The following is a 15,995-nucleotide window of genomic DNA, read 5'->3' as shown; positions in this document are numbered from 1 at the left end:
GGCCCCCGATCCTGGCCGTGCGGCCGTGCGGGGGTCAACCGATTTCCGCCCCCGCCGGCCGGAGCGGCCGCCCGGAGAACACCCCAGCAGACCGGAGCAGCCCCGCCAGCAGCGGATCCGCCACCGTGACGCCGTGCACCAGTTCCGGGGTGGCACGGAACGGCGCCGCCTGCGACACCCGCCGCGCCCTGGTCCAGCCGCTGAACGAGGGCTCCACCCCGTGCCGGCGGCAGACCTGCTCCACCAGCCACTGCGGACAGTCCGCCTCGCCGCGCAACACCAGCCAGGGCAACGGGAGTTCGGCCCAGATGTCGGTGTCCGGATGCAGGCCGCGGCCGGACCGCCGGTGCCAGTAGGCGACGTCCGCGGCCACCAGCATCATCACCTTCCCCGGGCAGACCTTGGCCAGCACCTCCTGCGCGCCCATCCCCTCCAGCAGGGCGAACCAGCCGTTCCGGGCGGTCCGCCAGGCACGGGCCGCCTGGTTCCAGCCCGTCGAGTCGTCGCCGCGGCGCACGATCATCGCCTCGCGGTCCACGTCCAGCCCCTCCCAGAGCGACTCCAGTTGCTCCGCGACCTCCACCAGGATGCGGTACCAGTGGCCGAGCAGCTGCCCCTTCTGGAGATCGGTCAGCCGCTCCAGGACCGGGAGCACGGGGTGCACGTGGGCGACGGCGAACCACTGTGCCCGTGCCGGGTCCAGCCGGTGGAACAGTGCGGACGCCACCTCGTCGTAGGCCAACTGCTGCCCGGAGATGGTGAATTCACTACGCAGGTTGGCCCGCGCCGTCAGGTAGGCGATGAAGGCCGCACTGTCCGGGTCGGCCGCGAACAGCTCGTACGGCAGCCGGGAGGCCAGGCCGTTCTTGCCGATCAGGGTGATCTCCCGCTTGCGGATCTCGGCCACCAGCCGGATCAGCTTGGTCTCCATCCGGGCGAGCAGCCGGAACCGCTTGTTGTACTGCCGCTTGGACAGCTCCCCGAGCCCCTCCCCGGCCCGCTCGGCCCGGTCCAGCCGGTCCTCCCGGAAGTCGCCGCATCCGAACTCCTTCCGGATCTCCGCCCCGGCCCGGCGGATCGCCGCCTCGATCGCCGTCGGATCGTCACCGGCCTCGGCGGGAAGCGCCCCCACCGTGGCGAACAGCTCGGCCGCGGTGGTGAGTTGGCGCTGCAGGCCGACCGGGCGGGCGAAGTCCTGGAGCATCGAGGTGTAGCCGTGCCAGAGGTTCTTCAGGGAGTTCTCGGACGCCTTCGCGAGGGCGGCCGCAGTCCGTTCGTCCACGGTGCCGGGGGTCGAGTCGAGGAGCTCCCTGATCAGCTCGGCCACGTCCTCCGGCCGCCTGCGCCGGCCGATGGAGGTGTGCAGCTCACGCAGGATCTGTTCGGTGCGGGCGGACATGCGCGCCAGGGTGGCACCGCGCGGTCCGGGCACGCCAGCGGTTTTCCGGGGCCGCCGTAGACTCCCGGGCATGACCGATCCTGCCGACCTGACCGCCGTCGCCGCCGACCTCGCGCCCACCGGGGTGCTCCGTGCCTCCGTCAACCTGGGCAATCCGGTGCTCGCGCACGGGACGCCGGAGGCGCCCGGCGGGGTCACGGTGGCGATCGCGCGGGAGGTCGGCGCGCGGCTGGGGCTGCCGGTGGAGCTGCTCTGCTTCGACGCGGCGCGGGACTCGTACCGGGCGATGGCGGAGGGGCGGGCCGACCTCTGCTTCCTGGCGGTGGAGCCCGCGCGGGAGGCGGAGGTCGCCTTCACCGCGCCGTACGTGATCATCGAGGGGGTGTACGCGGTGCCGGAGGGCTCGGCGATCCGGGAGGTCGGTGAGGTCGACCGGGAGGGCGTGCGGATCGGGGTGAAGGAGGGTTCGGCGTACGACCTGTACCTGTCCCGGACGCTCCGTCGGGCGGTGGTGGTGCGGGGCGCGGAGGGCACGGCGGTCTTCGCGGCGGAGGGGCTGGAGGTGGCGGCCGGGATCCGGCAGCCCCTGACCGCGTACATCGCCGCCGAGCCGGGGCTGCGGCTGCTGGACGGCCGGTTCATGGAGATCCGGCAGGCGGTCGGCACGACCAAGGGGCGCTCGGCCGGGACGGTCCGCTACCTCACCGAGCTGGTCGAGGAGTTGAAGGCCAGCGGATTCGTGGCGGACGCGCTGCGCGACTCCGGACAGTCGGACGGGTTGGTTGCCCCGGCGCGGTGACCACCCCCTAGGCTGACCGGGCATGGAGATACCCACGGCACTCTGGTCCTTCGCCCTGGTGGTCGGGCTGCTGACCCTGACCCCCGGCCTCGACACCGCCCTCATCCTCCGCACCGCCGCCCTCGGCGCCCGGGCCCGCGCCTGGGGCGTGGTGGCCGGCATCGGCAGCGGCACGATGATCTGGGGCACCCTCAGCTCGCTGGGCATCAGCGCGCTGCTCACCGCCTCCCACCTCGCCTACGAGACGCTCCGCTGGGCGGGCGTCGCGTACCTGGTCTGGATGGGCGTCCAGATGCTCCGCAGCGCCGGCGGCCCGGCCGCCCCGGAGGACGACGGTGACCTGGGCACCGGCGGCTTCTGGGCCGGCTGGCAGCGCGGCACCCTGACCAACTTGCTCAACCCCAAGGTCGGCGTCTTCTACGTCGCCGTCCTGCCGCAGTTCATCCCGGCCGGGGTGCCGCACCTGCCGATGGGCGTGGCGCTCACCTCGATCCACGTCGCCGAGGGCCTGCTCTGGTCCGCCGTCCTGATCGCCTTCGCCCGCGCCCTGCGGACCTGGCTGCGCCGCCCGTCCGCCCGGCGGGTGCTCGACCGGGTCGCGGGCACCGTGATCGTCGCGTTCGGCGCCAGGCTGGCGGTCGCCGACTGACGGTCCCTCACCCGGCTTCGGGGTAGGGGCGTTCGTCGTCGCGGTGCTGGACGCCGCGTCCCGCCAGCCGCCACGACCGGCTGTGGGCGCTCAACCCCCAGCCCCCGGACGCGGCCCGGGCCGCCGCGGTCCAGGCCGCGAACTGCGGCATCGCGTGCCCGAGCATCACCAGCCGGGCTGCGGTGCGGTAGGCGTCCGGGGTCGGGGCGATCCGGATCCGCAGGCTGCTCAGCGGGTCGAGACCCGAGTCGAGCGCCGGGACCCAGGCCACGTGCAGCAGGGTGCCGTCCTTCCACGGGCGGTCGTCGAACGCCAGGTCGACGGCCGCCGCCGGACCGACGCCCAGGGCGGCCCGGACGTCGTTCGGCCGGAGCGGCCAGGACAGGTGGCGGGGCAGGCGGCGGTTGCGTGCGGACATCCGCCCGAGAATGGCACGGCCCCCGGCGGAACGCGAGGTCGTTTATCCGCCGGTCCTCGGGCCGTCGAGCGGCCAGGCTGGTCGACATGACGACACTTCAGACCGCCAACGCCCTCCGGATCGACGCGATCGACCCCGCCACCTGCGAGCGGCTCCGGGAGCTGGACGACGCGGGCCGCCCGCCGGTCCTCTCCACCGACGAGACCGGCGGCGCCCCGCTCCGCTGCTGCCTCACCAAGGCCCGCCCCGGCGACCGGATCGCCCTGGTCTCCTACCGCCCGCTCGCCCCCTGGGCCACCGCCACCGGCGCCGACCCCGGCCCCTACGACGAGCGCGGCTCGGTCTTCATCCACGCCACCCCCTGCCCCGGCCCGGCCGACGCCTGGCCCGCCACCATGCACGGCGGCCCCCGCGTCCTGCGCGCCTACACCGACCGCGGCACCATCCTCGGCGGCCGCCTGGTCACCGACCCCGCCGCGTTGGAGACGGCCGCCGCCGAACTGCTGACCGACCCCGAGGTGGCCCTGCTGCACGTCCGCGCGGTCGAGTTCGGCTGCTACATGCACGCGGTCCACAGGATGTAGGAATGATAGGGAGTGGGTATCATTGACGCATGCTCTATCAGACTCCCCACCTCGATGCGGCCGATCAAGACGTGCTCGGACAGATCGATGCGAAGCGTGAACAGCTGCGGCACGCTGTCCAGCAGGCGCCGACGAAGTGGACCCTTGAGCTGCGGAAGGCCTTGACCGCGAGTGCGATCGCAGCGTCGAACACGATCGAGGGTTTCCGCGTCACGGAGCAGGACGTCGCTGACTTGATCGATGGCGAGAAGGAGGTCGACGCCAGTGACGAGGACAAGGCGGAGACGCTGGCGTACCGCCAAGCGATGACGTACATCCAGTCGCTCCACGATGTGCCCGACTTCCGGTACAGCAAGGAGCTGCTCAACGCCCTGCACTGGATGCTCCAGGGTCACCACCATCCACTGCGGCTTGCCGGGCAGTGGCGGCGGGGAGCCGTGAGGATCACGGCTCCCGGCGACCCGCTCGCCACCGACTACGAGGGTCCTGATCATGACCTTGTCGCCGGACTGATGGGGGAGCTGGTCGGCTGGCTCAATGACGGTGACCTGGCGGAGCACGTCCTGGTCCGTGCGGCGATGGCCCATCTGAATCTGGTCAAGATCCATCCGTGGACCGACGGGAACGGGCGCCTCTCGCGGTCGTTGCAGACGCTGGTCATCGCCCGGGGCGGCGTACTGGCGCCTGAGTTCTCGTCCATCGAGGAGTGGCTCGGCCAACCCGGCAACACCTGGGAGTACTACAAAGTCCTGCGCGTCGTCGGAGGGCCGGTGTGGTCGCCCGAGCGGGACACCCGACCGTGGATCAAGTTCAACCTGCTCGCCTACCACCAGCAGGCCCAGCGGGTTCAGCATCGTGTTGACAGGTCCAACCGATGCTGGATGGCCTTGGACGAGGAGGTCGGGCCGCTCGGGGTGAGCGAGCGTCAGGTGACGGCCCTGCACGAGGTGGCGATGGCGGGTCGTGTTCGACGCGCGCGGTACGAGCGGGCGGAGGCCATCACCACTCAGCAGGCCACGCGCGACCTGCAGTTCCTCACCAAGACCGGTCTACTGGAGGCGGTCGGACAGACGAAGGCCCGGCACTACGTAGCCGGTCCTCGCTTTCCCGAGCGGGTGATGGGCATCGCCCGTCAGCCGTACCAGCCGATCGACCCCTACGAGGCATAGGTGAGTCTTTCAAAGCGCGAACCGGGTGCTGAATCCGATGAGACGGTGACCGTGCGGTGCCGGGAGAACCGGGACGTTTGGGTGCGGTTCGGTGAAGCGGAGCGGACCGGGGACGGGCGGGTCCTGTTCACCGTCCGGCTCGGGGCGCCGGGGCTCGTGGCGCGGGCGACGGGGTGATGGCCTGGGAGGGGCGGGCCGGGGTGGGCGGGTTCCTGGGGGAGCTGCTGGCGGACTTCCGGCCGTGGGAGGGCCGGCGGGTGTGGGAGGGCGACGACCGGGACTTCGCGGTGGCGGCGGAGTTCCGCAGTCCTGGGCTGGTCGGGCTGACCTGGACGGTGCGGCCGTGGCGCGCGGTTGAGGGCGGGTGGGCCGCGGAGGTGACCACCTGGGTGGAGGCGGGGGCGCAGCTGTCCGGGTTGGCGGGGGAGTTGGAGCGGGTGCTCAGCTGACGGGGCGCGTCGGGGTCGGCGCACGCGCAGGGCGGCAGTTGGCAGCGGAGTTCCTTACCGGTGAGCCGGCCGGCGGCGCCGAGCGGCTGACCAGGGCTGTCCGGCTCGCCGCCGCGTTCACCCTGGCCATGGAGCCCGGCCCGCTGCTGCCGCCCAGGCTGCTCCCGAGGCCGTGGAGGAGGGCTGAGCGGTCGTCAGCCGCTGTCGCTGATCCGGCCGAGGCCGGTTGCGAGGTCCTCGGCGTTCATGCAGGGGGTGACGCTGACCTCGGCGTTGAGCTCCCAGAGCGGTTCCATCATCGGGACCAGCGCCGCCTCCTCCGGGAGGTCCGCGAAGAGGTAGGCACAGCGGCGGCCGTCGGTGGGGGAGAAGTACGCGGCCTCCGGCCTGATGGTGCTCATGAAGCCCTGGAGGGACTTCTGCATGGTGCCGTCGGCGATCAGCCGGTTGGCGGTCTCGGTGTCGAACTTGATCCTGATGAGCATGCGCATGGTCCTGGTGCCTTCCCGGTGGAGGGGACCCCCTACTCCAGGCTCCCGCCGACCGCCACCGGGCGCACCCGGACGGGTGAGGCGGGATCAGGCGGGGTCAGGCCGCGCTGGCGGGCACTGCGGGTTCGGCCACGGGCGGCCGGGCGGCTTCGTGGTGGATCGGGCCGTCCCCGGCGGAGAGCGGGAGGCAGGAGCCGCCCCGGCGGTGCGCGACGATCTCGGCGGCGACCGAGACGGCCGTCTCCTCGGGGGTGCGGGCGCCGAGGTCCAGGCCGATGGGGGAGCGCAGGCGGCCGATCTCGGCGTCGGTCAGGCCGACCTCGCGCAGCCGGGCGTTGCGGTCCCGGTGGGTCTTTCGCGAGCCCATCGCGCCGACGTAGCCGACCGGCAGGCGCAGCGCGCGCTCCAGCAGCGGGATGTCGAACTTGGCGTCGTGGGTCAGCACGCAGAGCACGGTGCGGCCGTCGATCGCGGAGAGCTGGGAGTCCAGGTAGCGGTGCGGCCAGTCGACCACCACCTCGTCCGCCTCGGGGAATCGGCGGGCGGTGGCGAAGACCGGGCGGGCGTCGCAGACGGTGACCCGGTAGCCGAGGAACTTGCCGATCCGCACCACGGCGGCCGCGAAGTCGATCGCGCCGAAGACCAGCATCCGGGGCGCCGGGACGTACGCCTCGACGAAGAAGGTGACGGTGCCCTGATCCTGGTCGTCGCAGGGGCGGCCGTCCAGACCGAGCGTCAGCTGCCCGGTGCGGCCCGCCTCCAGCATCGCCCGCGCCTCGGCGACCACGGCGCGCTCCAGCGGGCCGGTGGTGGAGGGGGCGGGGGAGAGCGAGCCGTGGTGGGTGTCGGCGGTGACGGCGACGGTGGCGCCGATCAGGCCGGCCGGGCCGGCGATGGCGCGGGCCAGGGCCACCGGCGTGCCGGAGGCGATGTAGGTGATGCCGGCGTCCAGGGCGGCGTCGGCTCCCGGGACCACCGGCTGGACGAAGACGTCCAGGATGCCGCCGCAGGTCAGGCCGACGGCGAAGGCGTCCTCGTCGCTGAAGCCGAAGCGCTCCAGCACCGGGGCGCCGGAGGCGATGGCCTCCTGGCAGAGCTCGTAGACCGCACCCTCGACGCAGCCGCCGGAGACCGAGCCGATCGCCTCGCCGGCCGCGTCCACCGCGAGGGCCGCGCCCGGGTCGCGCGGGGCGGAGCCGGAGACGCCGACCACGGTGGCCACGGCGAAGGAGCGCCCGGAGGAGTGCCAGGCCAGCAGCTGCTCGGCGATGTCCTGCATGTTCGGAGGCTCCTTACGAGGGATTGAGGGGTGGAACGGACCAGCCGCTGTGCGAGAGGGCAGGCCCCCCGCACAGCGGCTCTGGTACTAGTGAACTCCCAGCCAGTCCTTGATCGGCGTCAGGGCGAAGTACACCAGGAAGACGGCGGTCAGGATCCACATCAGCGGACCGGGCTCGCGCCACTTGCCCCGGCCGGCCTTGATCACGCAGTAGGTGATCACACCGGCCGCGACGCCCGCGGTGATGCTGTAGGTGAAGGGCATCAGCACACAGGTGAGGAAGGCCGGGATGGCCACCTCGCGGTCGGACCAGTCGATGTGCCGGGCCTGGCTCATCATCATGGAGCCGATGACGACCAGGGCGGCCGAGGCGACCTGGACCGGGACCATGCCCGCGATCGGGGTGAAGAACAGCATCAGGGTGAAGACGCCGCCGGTGACCACAGAGGCCAGGCCGGTACGGGCACCCTCGCCCACGCCGGTGGCGGACTCGACGAAGACGGTCTGGCCGGAGGCACCGGCCACGCCGCCGATCGCACCGCCGGCGCCGTCCACGAAGAGCGCCTTGGAGAGACCGGGCATCCGGCCCTGCTTGTCGGCCAGTCCGGCCTCGGTGCCGACGCCGATGATGGTGGCCATCGCGTCGAAGAAGCCGGCCAGCACGAGGGTGAAGACGGCGACGGAGGCGGAGATGGCGCCCATGCCCTGGCTGCCGAAGGCGCCGAACAGGTCGACGTGGCCGAAGAGGCCGAAGTCGGGGGCGTCCACCGGGCTGCCGGGCCACTTGGGCACCTGCAGGCCCCAGACCTTGTCGTCCAGACCGGCCGCCGCGTTCACCACGAACGCGATCACGGTGCCGACCGCGAGGCCGATCAGGATCGCGCCGCGGGTGTTGCGGACCAGCAGGACGAAGATGGTGAGCAGGGTGATCGCGAAGATCAGCACCGGCCAGCCGGCCAGCTCGCCGGTGGGGCCGAGCGAGAGCAGCGGGCCCTTGCCCTGGAAGACGAAGCCGGCCTTGTTGAGGCCGATCAGGGCGATGAAGAGGCCGATGCCGATGGTGATCGCGTGCTTGATCGGCAGGGGGATGCCGTTCATGATCTTCTCGCGCAGGCCGGAGACGACCAGCAGCACGATGGCGATGCCGTAGATGACGCAGAGGCCCATGGCCTGTTCCCACGTGGTGTGGGGGACCACGATCGCCGATATCGCGCCGGAGACCGAGAGGCCGGCCGCGGCGGCCAGCGGGACGTTGCCGACCACGCCCAGCAGGATCGTGGTCACGGCCGCGGCGAGCGCGGTGGCCGTGGTGAGCTGCGCGTGGTCCAGGTGCACGCCGTTCTTGTCGGCGCCGCCGAGCAGGATCGGGTTGAGCAGCAGGATGTAGGCCATCGCCATGAAGGTGGTGAGGCCACCGCGGAGCTCGTTGCCGAAGGTGGAACCGCGCGCGGAGATCTTGAAGTAGGCGTCCAGCGCGTTCTTCGGCGGCTTTGCCTCGGACGGCGTGAGGGAGTCGTCCGTGGCGGGTCTGTCGTCAGTGGTGCCGGGCTCCGTGGAGATCCGGGTCATGTCCACTCCCAAGGTTCATAGGGGGTTGGGGTGGGCGAGTCGACCTGATTGCCGGTTGGAGGAGGCACAGGGGGACATATCGACTCACGAGGTGCACTCAAGCGGTGCGGGTGGGGCGCACTGCTGCTGACCCCGGCGTGGGAGATGCGGCAGCGAGGGTGGTGCCTGATGGTGCGTCATGTTCTTTCTTGCGGTCTTGCGGGTGGTGCGCCCCGGGGCGGCGGGAAGACGTTGTGGCCGCCCCGGGGAGGTTCGGGTGTTAGAGCGTGCCCGTCAGGTGCTCCGGCCGGACCGGGATCCGGTTGAGGGCGATGCCCGTGGCGGCCCGGATCGCGGCGACGATCGACGGCGTGGCGGAGACGGTGGGGGCCTCGCCGACGCCGCGCAGCCCGTACGGGGCGTTCGGGTCCGGGAGTTCGAGCACGTCCACCGGGATCGGCGGGGTGTCGAGGATGGTCGGGATCAGGTAGTCGGTGAAGGAGGCGTTGCGCACCTTCCCGTCCTTGACGATGATCTCCTCCATCACGGCCAGGCCGAGGGCCTGGGTGCAGCCGCCCTGGATCTGGCCGACCACGGAGAGCGGGTTGAGCGCCTTGCCGACGTCCTGGGCGGCCGTCAGCTCGACGACCTTCACCAGGCCGAGCTCCACGTCCACGTCGACCACCGCGCGGTTGGCGCAGAAGGTGTACTGGACGTGGCCGAAGCCCTGCCCGGTCTCCTTGTCGAAGGGGACGGTCGGGCGGTGGTGGTGCTCGCGGGTCAGGTCGATCGCCTCGTCGCCGAGCAGGTCGACCATCGAGACCAGCACGCCGGCCGAGTCGGAGACCACCTTGCCGCCGACCAGGTCGATGTCGTTCTGGTCCCAGCCGTAGCGGCGGCGGCCCTTGGCGATCAGCGCCTGCTTGACCGCCTCGGCGGCCAGCTTCACGGCGCCGCCGGTCATGTAGGTCTGGCGGGACGCGGAGGTCGAACCGGCCGACCCCACCTCGGTGTTGGCCGGGTGGATGGTGACCTGCTCGACGCCCAGCTCGGTGCGGGCGATCTGGGCGTGCACGGTGACGCCGCCCTGGCCGACCTCGGCCATCGCGGTGTGCACCATCGCGACCGGCTCGCCGCCGATGACCTCCAGGCGGACCCGGGCGGTGGAGTAGTCGTCGAAGCCCTCGGAGAAGCCGACGTTCTTGATGCCGACCGAGTAGCCGATGCCGCGCACGATGCCCTCGCCGTGCGAGGTGTTGGAGAGCGCGCCGGGCACCGAGCGGATGTCCAGGTGCTCGAAGTCCATCGGCGGGGGCAGCGGCATGTCCTTGACCCGCTGGAGCAGCTCGGCCACCGGAGCGGGCGAGTCGATCTGCTGGCCGGTGGGCATGAACGAGCCCTCGGACATCGCGTTCAGCTGCCGCAGCTCCACCGGGTCCATGCCCAGCTCGGCGGCGAGCTTGTCCATCTGCGACTCGTAGCCGAAGGCCGCCTGCACCGCGCCGAAGCCGCGCATGGCGCCGCAGGACGGGTTGTTGGAGTAGAGCGCGATGGCGTGCATCCGCACGTTCGGGATCTCGTACGGGCCGTGGCCCAGCGAGGCCGCGTTGCCGACGACCGCGGGGGAGGCGGAGGCGTAGGCGCCGCCGTCCAGCACCAGGCGGGCGTCGGCGTAGACCAGCTTGCCGTCGCGGGTGGCGCCGTGCTCGTAGTACATCTTGGCCGGGTGGCGGTGCACGTGGCCGAAGAAGGACTCGTCGCGGGAGTAGACGATCTTGACGGGCTTGCCGGTGTGCAGGGCCAGCAGCGAGGCGTGGATCTGCATCGACAGGTCCTCGCGGCCGCCGAAGGCGCCGCCGACGCCGGCCAGGGTGAGGCGGACCTTCTCCTCCGGCAGGGCCAGCACGGGGGCCATCTGCTCGCGGTCCACGTGCAGCCACTGGGTGGCGATGTAGAGGTCGATGCCGCCGTCCTCGGCGGGCACCGCCAGGCCGGACTCCGGGCCGAGGAAGGCCTGGTCCTGCATGCCGACCTCGTAGTGGCCGGAGACCACCACGTCGGCCAGCGCGCGGACCTCGTCCGTGACGCCCAGGCCGGAGACCAGCTTCTGCTCGTGGCAGATGTTGTCGTAGCCGTGCGACTTGAACTCGTGCGGCTCGTGCACGTAGCCGTAGGTCTGCGGGTCGAGGCACTGCTCCTCGGTGACGATCGGGGTGAGCACCTCGTACTCGACCTTGATCTTCTTCACCGCGCGGCGGGCCGTCTCCGGGTGGTCGGCCGCGACCAGCGCGATCGCCTCACCGTGGTAGCGGACCTTGTCGATGGCCAGGGCCGGCTGGTCCTGGATCTCCAGGCCGTAGAACTTCGAGCCCGGGATGTCCTCGTGGGTCAGCACCGCGTAGACGCCGGGCACCTTGAGCGCCTCGGAGATGTCCACGCTCAGCAGGTTGGCGCGGGGGTGCGGGGAGCGCAGCGCCATGCCCCAGAGCATGTCCTCGTGCCACATGTCCGAGGAGTAGGCGAACTCGCCCTTGACCTTGAGGTTGCCGTCCGGACGCAGCGGCGAGCCGCCGATGCCGTCCTTGGAGGCCGTGTTGATGTTCTGCAGGTTCTTCTGACCCTGGATGGTGCGAGTGCTCATTCGCCCGCCGCCTTCGCGCACTTGCGGGCGGAAGCGAGCCGCACCGCGTCCATGATCTTCTCGTAGCCGGTGCACCGGCAGAGGTTGCCCGACAGCGCCTCGCGGATGTCGTTGTCGCTCGGCTGGGCGTCGTTCTCGAGCAGCGCGTCGGTCTGCACCAGCAGGCCGGGGGTGCAGAAGCCGCACTGCACGGCGCCCGCGTCCACGAAGGCCTGCTGGACCAGGCCCAGCTCGCCGTTCTCCTCGCTCAGGCCCTCGACCGTGCGGACCTCGCGGTCCTGCACCTGGCCGGCCGCGACCAGGCAGGAGCAGACCGGGGTGCCGTCCAGGTAGACGGTGCAGGAGCCGCACTCGCCCTGCTCGCAGGCGTTCTTCGAACCCGGCAGGCCGACCCGCTCGCGCAGCACGTACAGGAGGCTCTCGCCCTCCCAGACGTCGTCGGCCTCGACCGGCTTGCCGTTGGCGGTGAAAGTGACCCTCATGCCGCGCTCCTGATCTGCTTGCTGTAGTCGTTCCAACACCAGGTGAGGGTGCGGCGGGCCATCACGGCCAGCGAGTGCCGGCGGTAGTCGGCGGTGCCGCGCACGTCGTCGATCGGCGAGGCCGCGGCCTTCACCAGCTCGCCGAAGCGCTGGATCACCTCGGTGCCCAGCAGGTCGCCGGACTCCCACAGGCCGCGCTCGGCGAGCACGCCCTCCAGGTAGGCCTCGGCCTCCGCGGCGCGGCGCGGCGTGGGGGCAGCCGAACCGATCCCGGTACCGACCGTGCCGTTCTTCGGGTGCAGGGCGAAGCCGAACGCGCAGACCGCGATGACCATCGCGTTCCGGGTGCCGATCTTCGAGAACTGCTGCGGGCCGTCCGCCACCGGGATGTGGACGGCGCGGATCAGCTCGTCCTGCTCCAGGCTGTTGCGCTTGACGCCGACGTAGAACTCGTCGATCGGGATCATCCGGGTGCCGCGGACGGAGGCCGCCTCCACGAAGACGTCCTTGCCGGCCGCCAGCAGCGCGGGGTGCGCGTCACCGGCCGGCGAGGCGCCGCCGAGGTTGCCGCCGACGCCGCCGCGGTTGCGGATCTGCGGGGACCCGACGGTGTGCGAGGCGAGGGCCAGACCGGGCAGCGGCTCGGAGAGCTCGTTGATGATCCGGGTGTACGGCACCGAGGCGCCGAGCTTCACGACGGCGCCGTCGTTGGACCACTCGGTCAGCTCGGTGATGCGGTTCAGGTCGAGAATCGCGGATGGCCGGTGCACGTCGAAGTTCATCTCGACCATGACGTCCGTACCGCCCGAGATCGGCACTGCGGACGGGTACTCAGCCTTCGCCGCGAGCGCCTCGTCCCAGGTAGCGGGCCGAAGGAACTCCATGCGGGTCTCTCCTCAAGTCGTCACGCCGGACAGTGGGCACATTGCCCGGGGATTTCACTGGTTGTTCGGCGTGTGGCCAGTGAACCGCTGTGACCCGGCCCACTGGGAGTCACCGATGGCATGAAGCCCTCGCCTCGACGTCGCCCGGCATCCTGTACGTTCCTCTAAGGCGGACAATTGCCCTGTACAGCGATGTGCGAGGCCCCACTTACGACCGTAATCCGCCCGTGATTCGGAAGCTACGACCCCGTGACCACGCGTCGGTTGATACGTAACACCGACCTCCGGACCGATGGGGCACACTGTCCCCCCAGTGCCCAGCGGCACGACCAAGCACAGACGAAGGAGTCGCCGGATGCGCGTCCGAGACCTGCTCGCCCCCGGGGCCCCGAGGCTGCGGCTGCTCGCCGCCGAGGACGAGCTCGACCGGCAGGTCAGCGGTGTCATGACCACCGACCTCCAGGATCCGGGCAGGTACCTGCACGGCGGCGAGCTGGTGCTCACCGGCATGCTCTGGCGCACCGGCCCGGACGACTCCGAGCGCTTCGTGCGCACCATCGTGGCCGGCGGCGCGGTCGCCCTGGCGGCCGGCGAGGCCGAGGTCGGGCCGGTCCCCGAGGACCTGGTCGCGGCGTGTCGCCGGCACCGGATGCCGCTGCTGGCGGTGCCCGACGACATCGCCTTCGGCACCGTCACCGAGTTCATCGGCCGTCAGGTCTCGGCCGACCGGGCCGCCGACCTGGCCGCCCTGGTGGACCGGCACCGCCTGCTGGTCTCCGCCGCCGGCGGCGGAGGGCTGGACGCCGTGCTCGACCTGCTCGGCGGCGACCTCGACCTGGACTGCTGGGTGCTCGCCCCCACCGGCCGGGTGGTGGCCGGCCCCGCCGACCGGCTCACCGCCGAGGAGCGGGACCAGCTGGTCCGGGCCAACCTGGCCGCCCAGCGCCAGCGCCGCCGCCCCCCGCACCGGGCCCGGCTGGCCGGCGGCTCGTACTCGCTGCTGCCCGCCCCGGCCAGCTCCGAGGCGGACGTCTCGCTGGCCGACTGGGTGCTGGTGGTGGCCGGCGACGTCACCGAATGGACCGTCAAGCGCCAGCAGCTGGCCGAGAACCTGGCCCGTCTGGTCGCGGTCGAGCGGGTCCGCCGCGACGAGGGCCGGCGGCTGCGGCGGCGGCTCGCCGACGAGGTGCTGACGCTGCTTCAGCGGGACGCCGACCCGGGCGAGATCAGCCGTACGCTCTACGCCTCGGCGGCGATGGCCGCCCGGTACGAGGGCGATTCGGTGGGGCCCCTGGTGACCGAGGGGTCCTGGTTGGTGCTGAGCGCGGAAGGGACGGGGCTGCCGGACGGGGCCTGCCGGTCAATCCTGGAGGAAGCTCTCACCGACGCCACCGACGGAGCCCTGGTGGCCGGCGCCGGATCCGGTGCGGTGGTCGTGCTGCCCGCCCCCGCCACCCCCGTGCCCGCCGACGCGCTGCGCGAACTGCTCGCCCCGCTGGAGGCCGGCCTCGGCTCCGAGGGCCGGATCACCCTCGGCGTCTCCGCCCCCGCCTCCGAGGCGGGCGGCCTGCGCGGCGCCCTGGAGGAGGCCCGGCACGCCCGCCGGATCGCCGCCGCCCGGGTCGGCCGGGTCTGCGTGGCCGGCCCCGAGGAGCTCGCCTCCCACGTCCTGCTGCTGGCCGCCGTCCCCGACGAGGTCCGCCGTGCCTTCCGCAGCCGCCTGCTCGACAAGGTCATCGCCTACGACATCGAGCACCAGGCCGACCTGGTCCGCACCCTGGAGGCCTTCCTGCGCTCCGACGGCTCCTGGACCCGCTGCGCCGCCCAGCTCCACGTCCACGTCAACACCCTGCGCTACCGGATCGGCCGCATCGAGGAACTGACGGGCCGTGACCTCTCCCGCCTGGAGGACCGGGTCGACTTCTACCTGGCCCTCGAACTGGCCTGAGCGAGGCCGCGACACGCCGAAGGGCCCGCCGTCCCCGGAGGGGGAGGGCGGGCCCTTCGGGTCCGACGGTGCGTCAGCCGTTGGCCGGGATCACCGTGGTGAGCCACTTGAAGACGTCGGGGACCATGGGCTTCCAGACGTCGCTGGAGTGGGCACCGCTGGTCTCGACCGGCTGGACGGTGGTGGCGCCCTTCGCGGCGGCCTTCAGGGCCAGGGCGTCCTCGAAGCCGTCGCCCTTGTTGCCGCTGACGTAGAGGGCGACCTTGGGGGGCTGGGCGGCGTTCTTGATGATGTTCAGCGGGTTGGACTTCTCGCGCAGGGCCGGGTCCTTCGCGGTGAGCGAGGCGGGCTCCTTGGCCGGGTCGTTGTACCCGGAGAGGCTTATCCCGGCCCGGTAGCGGTTGGGGTGCTCCAGGGCGAGCTTGGCGGCGCAGTGGGCGCCGGCCGAGTACCCGGCGACGGCCCAGCGGTCGGAGGACGGGTCGGCGCGGAAGTTGTCGAGCACCATCTGCGGGACGTCCCGGGCCAGCCAGGTGGCGGCGTTGACCTTGCCCGGCACGTCGGCGCAGCCGGTGTCGGCGGTGTTGCCCAGCAGCAGGGTGCGCGGGGAGACCAGGATGAACGGCGCCACGGTGCCGTTCTCCATCAGCGGCTTGAGCTGCTCGGAGACCTTGAGGGTGCCGTACCAGGTGGAGGAGGAGCCGGGCCAGCCCGGGAGCAGCTCGACCACGGGGAACTTCTTGTCCTTGTACTCCGGCTTGTCGTACTGCGGCGGCAGCCAGACCAGCACCTCGCCGTCGACCCCGGAGGCCCGGCCCTTGAGCTCGGTGCGCTGCACGTCGCCCGGCACCTTGGGGTCGTCCACCTTCTTGAACTGCTGGATCACCTTGGGCTCGGCCGAGTGCGAGGCCTTCGGGTCGTCGGGCGTGACGTGCGGCACGGCGCGGACGTGGTCCCCGGTGCCGAGCAGGTCGTCCCAGCTGCCGTAGATGAGGTTGGCGTTGTTGACCATGACGAAGACCGTCAGCACGGCCGTCACCTGGCAGAACAGCAGCATCACCAGCCGGGTGAGCGCCCTGGCCGCTCTAGGCCCGCGGACCTTGCCCCAGTACAGCATCGCGACCGCGATGGAGATCGGCACGAGGATGATCGTGACGATGAGGAAGGGGGTGCCTGTCAGTTGCATCGAGTTCTCTTGTCCGGTCGCCAACCGTCACGGAGACCCTGATCGCCCCCGGACGCTTCGATGGGATCA

14 protein-coding genes and 1 pseudogene are annotated in these 15,995 nt (G+C 71.8%); 6 read left to right on the top strand and 9 right to left on the bottom strand.

The window, feature by feature from the left end; all coding sequences use genetic code 11:
- Positions 1–34: 34 nt before the first annotated feature.
- Positions 35–1,399, bottom strand: coding sequence for a hypothetical protein (locus tag ABD946_RS04295; RefSeq protein ID WP_345280208.1), 1,365 nt, complete (start codon positions 1,397–1,399; stop codon positions 35–37).
- A 70-nt stretch (positions 1,400–1,469) separates the two neighbouring features.
- On the opposite strand from ABD946_RS04295, the gene ABD946_RS04290 reads away from it, so the two are divergent.
- Positions 1,470–2,198, top strand: coding sequence for a transporter substrate-binding domain-containing protein (locus ABD946_RS04290; protein WP_345280207.1), 729 nt, complete (start codon positions 1,470–1,472; stop codon positions 2,196–2,198).
- 22 nt (positions 2,199–2,220) lie between these two features.
- A complete protein-coding gene (locus tag ABD946_RS04285) occupies positions 2,221–2,847 on the top strand; it encodes a LysE family translocator (RefSeq protein WP_345280205.1) in 627 nt (208 codons plus the stop codon).
- Positions 2,848–2,854: 7 nt separating this feature from the next.
- On the opposite strand, the gene ABD946_RS04280 is transcribed toward ABD946_RS04285, so the two are convergent.
- On the bottom strand, positions 2,855–3,265 hold the full coding sequence (locus ABD946_RS04280) for a hypothetical protein (protein WP_345280203.1): 411 nt from the start codon (positions 3,263–3,265) through the stop codon (positions 2,855–2,857).
- An 86-nt stretch (positions 3,266–3,351) separates the two neighbouring features.
- Between ABD946_RS04280 and ABD946_RS04275 the strand changes: the two genes are divergently transcribed.
- The 3 genes and pseudogenes from ABD946_RS04275 to ABD946_RS04265 form a co-directional block, all read left to right on the top strand.
- The gene (locus ABD946_RS04275; protein ID WP_345280202.1) at positions 3,352–3,849 is read left to right on the top strand and encodes a DUF1203 domain-containing protein; all 498 of its coding nucleotides are present in this window, start codon (positions 3,352–3,354) and stop codon (positions 3,847–3,849) included.
- Between the two features lie 29 nt (positions 3,850–3,878).
- Entirely contained in the window at positions 3,879–5,018 is a 1,140-nt protein-coding gene (locus tag ABD946_RS04270; RefSeq protein ID WP_345280200.1) for a Fic family protein, read from the top strand.
- Positions 5,019–5,182: 164 nt separating this feature from the next.
- Positions 5,183–5,467 (top strand): annotated as a pseudogene (locus tag ABD946_RS04265) (DUF6228 family protein); the annotation flags it as partial.
- Between the two features lie 194 nt (positions 5,468–5,661).
- On the opposite strand, the gene ABD946_RS04260 reads toward ABD946_RS04265, so the two are convergent.
- The 6 genes from ABD946_RS04260 to ABD946_RS04235 all read right to left on the bottom strand — a co-directional run bounded on the left by ABD946_RS04260 (position 5,662) and on the right by ABD946_RS04235 (position 12,792).
- A complete protein-coding gene (locus ABD946_RS04260) occupies positions 5,662–5,952 on the bottom strand; it encodes a hypothetical protein (RefSeq protein WP_345280198.1) in 291 nt (96 codons plus the stop codon).
- 103 nt (positions 5,953–6,055) lie between these two features.
- Positions 6,056–7,237 carry an XdhC family protein gene (locus tag ABD946_RS04255; RefSeq protein ID WP_345280196.1) on the bottom strand — a complete coding sequence of 394 codons (1,182 nt, stop codon included), beginning with the start codon at positions 7,235–7,237 and terminating at the stop codon, positions 6,056–6,058.
- Between the two features lie 87 nt (positions 7,238–7,324).
- The gene (locus ABD946_RS04250) at positions 7,325–8,806 is read right to left on the bottom strand and encodes an NCS2 family permease (protein WP_345280195.1); all 1,482 of its coding nucleotides are present in this window, start codon (positions 8,804–8,806) and stop codon (positions 7,325–7,327) included.
- Between the two features lie 259 nt (positions 8,807–9,065).
- A complete protein-coding gene (gene pucD / locus ABD946_RS04245) occupies positions 9,066–11,426 on the bottom strand; it encodes a xanthine dehydrogenase subunit D (protein WP_345280193.1) in 2,361 nt (786 codons plus the stop codon).
- Positions 11,423–11,908 (bottom strand): (2Fe-2S)-binding protein, encoded by a 486-nt coding sequence (locus tag ABD946_RS04240; RefSeq protein WP_345280190.1) that lies wholly within the window; start codon positions 11,906–11,908, stop codon positions 11,423–11,425. The genes pucD and ABD946_RS04240 overlap by 4 nt, the downstream gene beginning before the upstream one ends.
- A complete protein-coding gene (locus tag ABD946_RS04235; RefSeq protein WP_345280188.1) occupies positions 11,905–12,792 on the bottom strand; it encodes an FAD binding domain-containing protein in 888 nt (295 codons plus the stop codon). Before ABD946_RS04235 ends, ABD946_RS04240 begins: the two co-directional genes overlap by 4 nt.
- Before the next feature lie 355 nt (positions 12,793–13,147).
- Between ABD946_RS04235 and ABD946_RS04230 the strand changes: the two genes are divergently transcribed.
- Positions 13,148–14,740 carry a PucR family transcriptional regulator gene (locus ABD946_RS04230; protein WP_345280186.1) on the top strand — a complete coding sequence of 531 codons (1,593 nt, stop codon included), beginning with the start codon at positions 13,148–13,150 and terminating at the stop codon, positions 14,738–14,740.
- A 73-nt stretch (positions 14,741–14,813) separates the two neighbouring features.
- Here ABD946_RS04230 and ABD946_RS04225 read toward each other — a convergent pair whose 3' ends face one another.
- Positions 14,814–15,926, bottom strand: a complete 1,113-nt coding sequence (locus ABD946_RS04225) for an alpha/beta hydrolase (RefSeq protein ID WP_345280184.1) — start codon at positions 15,924–15,926, stop codon at positions 14,814–14,816.
- Between the last annotated feature and the right edge of the window lie 69 nt (positions 15,927–15,995).

It is taken from the genome of Kitasatospora albolonga (genome assembly GCF_039535905.1).
Taxonomy (GTDB): domain Bacteria; phylum Actinomycetota; class Actinomycetes; order Streptomycetales; family Streptomycetaceae; genus Kitasatospora; species Kitasatospora albolonga.
This window is presented reverse-complemented; position numbering and strand designations above follow the sequence as displayed.

Excerpts from the sequence above, each read along its gene's own strand:
- ABD946_RS04295 (WP_345280208.1), bottom strand. The coding sequence starts at position 1,399 with ATGTCCGCCCGCACCGAACAGATCCTGCGTGAGCTGCACACCTCCATC.
- ABD946_RS04250 (WP_345280195.1), bottom strand. The coding sequence starts at position 8,806 with ATGACCCGGATCTCCACGGAGCCCGGCACCACTGACGACAGACCCGCC.
- ABD946_RS04285 (WP_345280205.1), top strand. The coding sequence starts at position 2,221 with ATGGAGATACCCACGGCACTCTGGTCCTTCGCCCTGGTGGTCGGGCTG.
- ABD946_RS04275 (WP_345280202.1), top strand. The coding sequence starts at position 3,352 with ATGACGACACTTCAGACCGCCAACGCCCTCCGGATCGACGCGATCGAC.
- ABD946_RS04225 (WP_345280184.1), bottom strand. The coding sequence starts at position 15,926 with ATGCAACTGACAGGCACCCCCTTCCTCATCGTCACGATCATCCTCGTG.
- pucD (WP_345280193.1), bottom strand. The coding sequence starts at position 11,426 with ATGAGCACTCGCACCATCCAGGGTCAGAAGAACCTGCAGAACATCAAC.
- ABD946_RS04280 (WP_345280203.1), bottom strand. The coding sequence starts at position 3,265 with ATGTCCGCACGCAACCGCCGCCTGCCCCGCCACCTGTCCTGGCCGCTC.
- ABD946_RS04230 (WP_345280186.1), top strand. The coding sequence starts at position 13,148 with ATGCGCGTCCGAGACCTGCTCGCCCCCGGGGCCCCGAGGCTGCGGCTG.
- ABD946_RS04240 (WP_345280190.1), bottom strand. The coding sequence starts at position 11,908 with ATGAGGGTCACTTTCACCGCCAACGGCAAGCCGGTCGAGGCCGACGAC.
- ABD946_RS04255 (WP_345280196.1), bottom strand. The coding sequence starts at position 7,237 with ATGCAGGACATCGCCGAGCAGCTGCTGGCCTGGCACTCCTCCGGGCGC.
- ABD946_RS04260 (WP_345280198.1), bottom strand. The coding sequence starts at position 5,952 with ATGCTCATCAGGATCAAGTTCGACACCGAGACCGCCAACCGGCTGATC.
- ABD946_RS04270 (WP_345280200.1), top strand. The coding sequence starts at position 3,879 with ATGCTCTATCAGACTCCCCACCTCGATGCGGCCGATCAAGACGTGCTC.
- ABD946_RS04235 (WP_345280188.1), bottom strand. The coding sequence starts at position 12,792 with ATGGAGTTCCTTCGGCCCGCTACCTGGGACGAGGCGCTCGCGGCGAAG.
- ABD946_RS04290 (WP_345280207.1), top strand. The coding sequence starts at position 1,470 with ATGACCGATCCTGCCGACCTGACCGCCGTCGCCGCCGACCTCGCGCCC.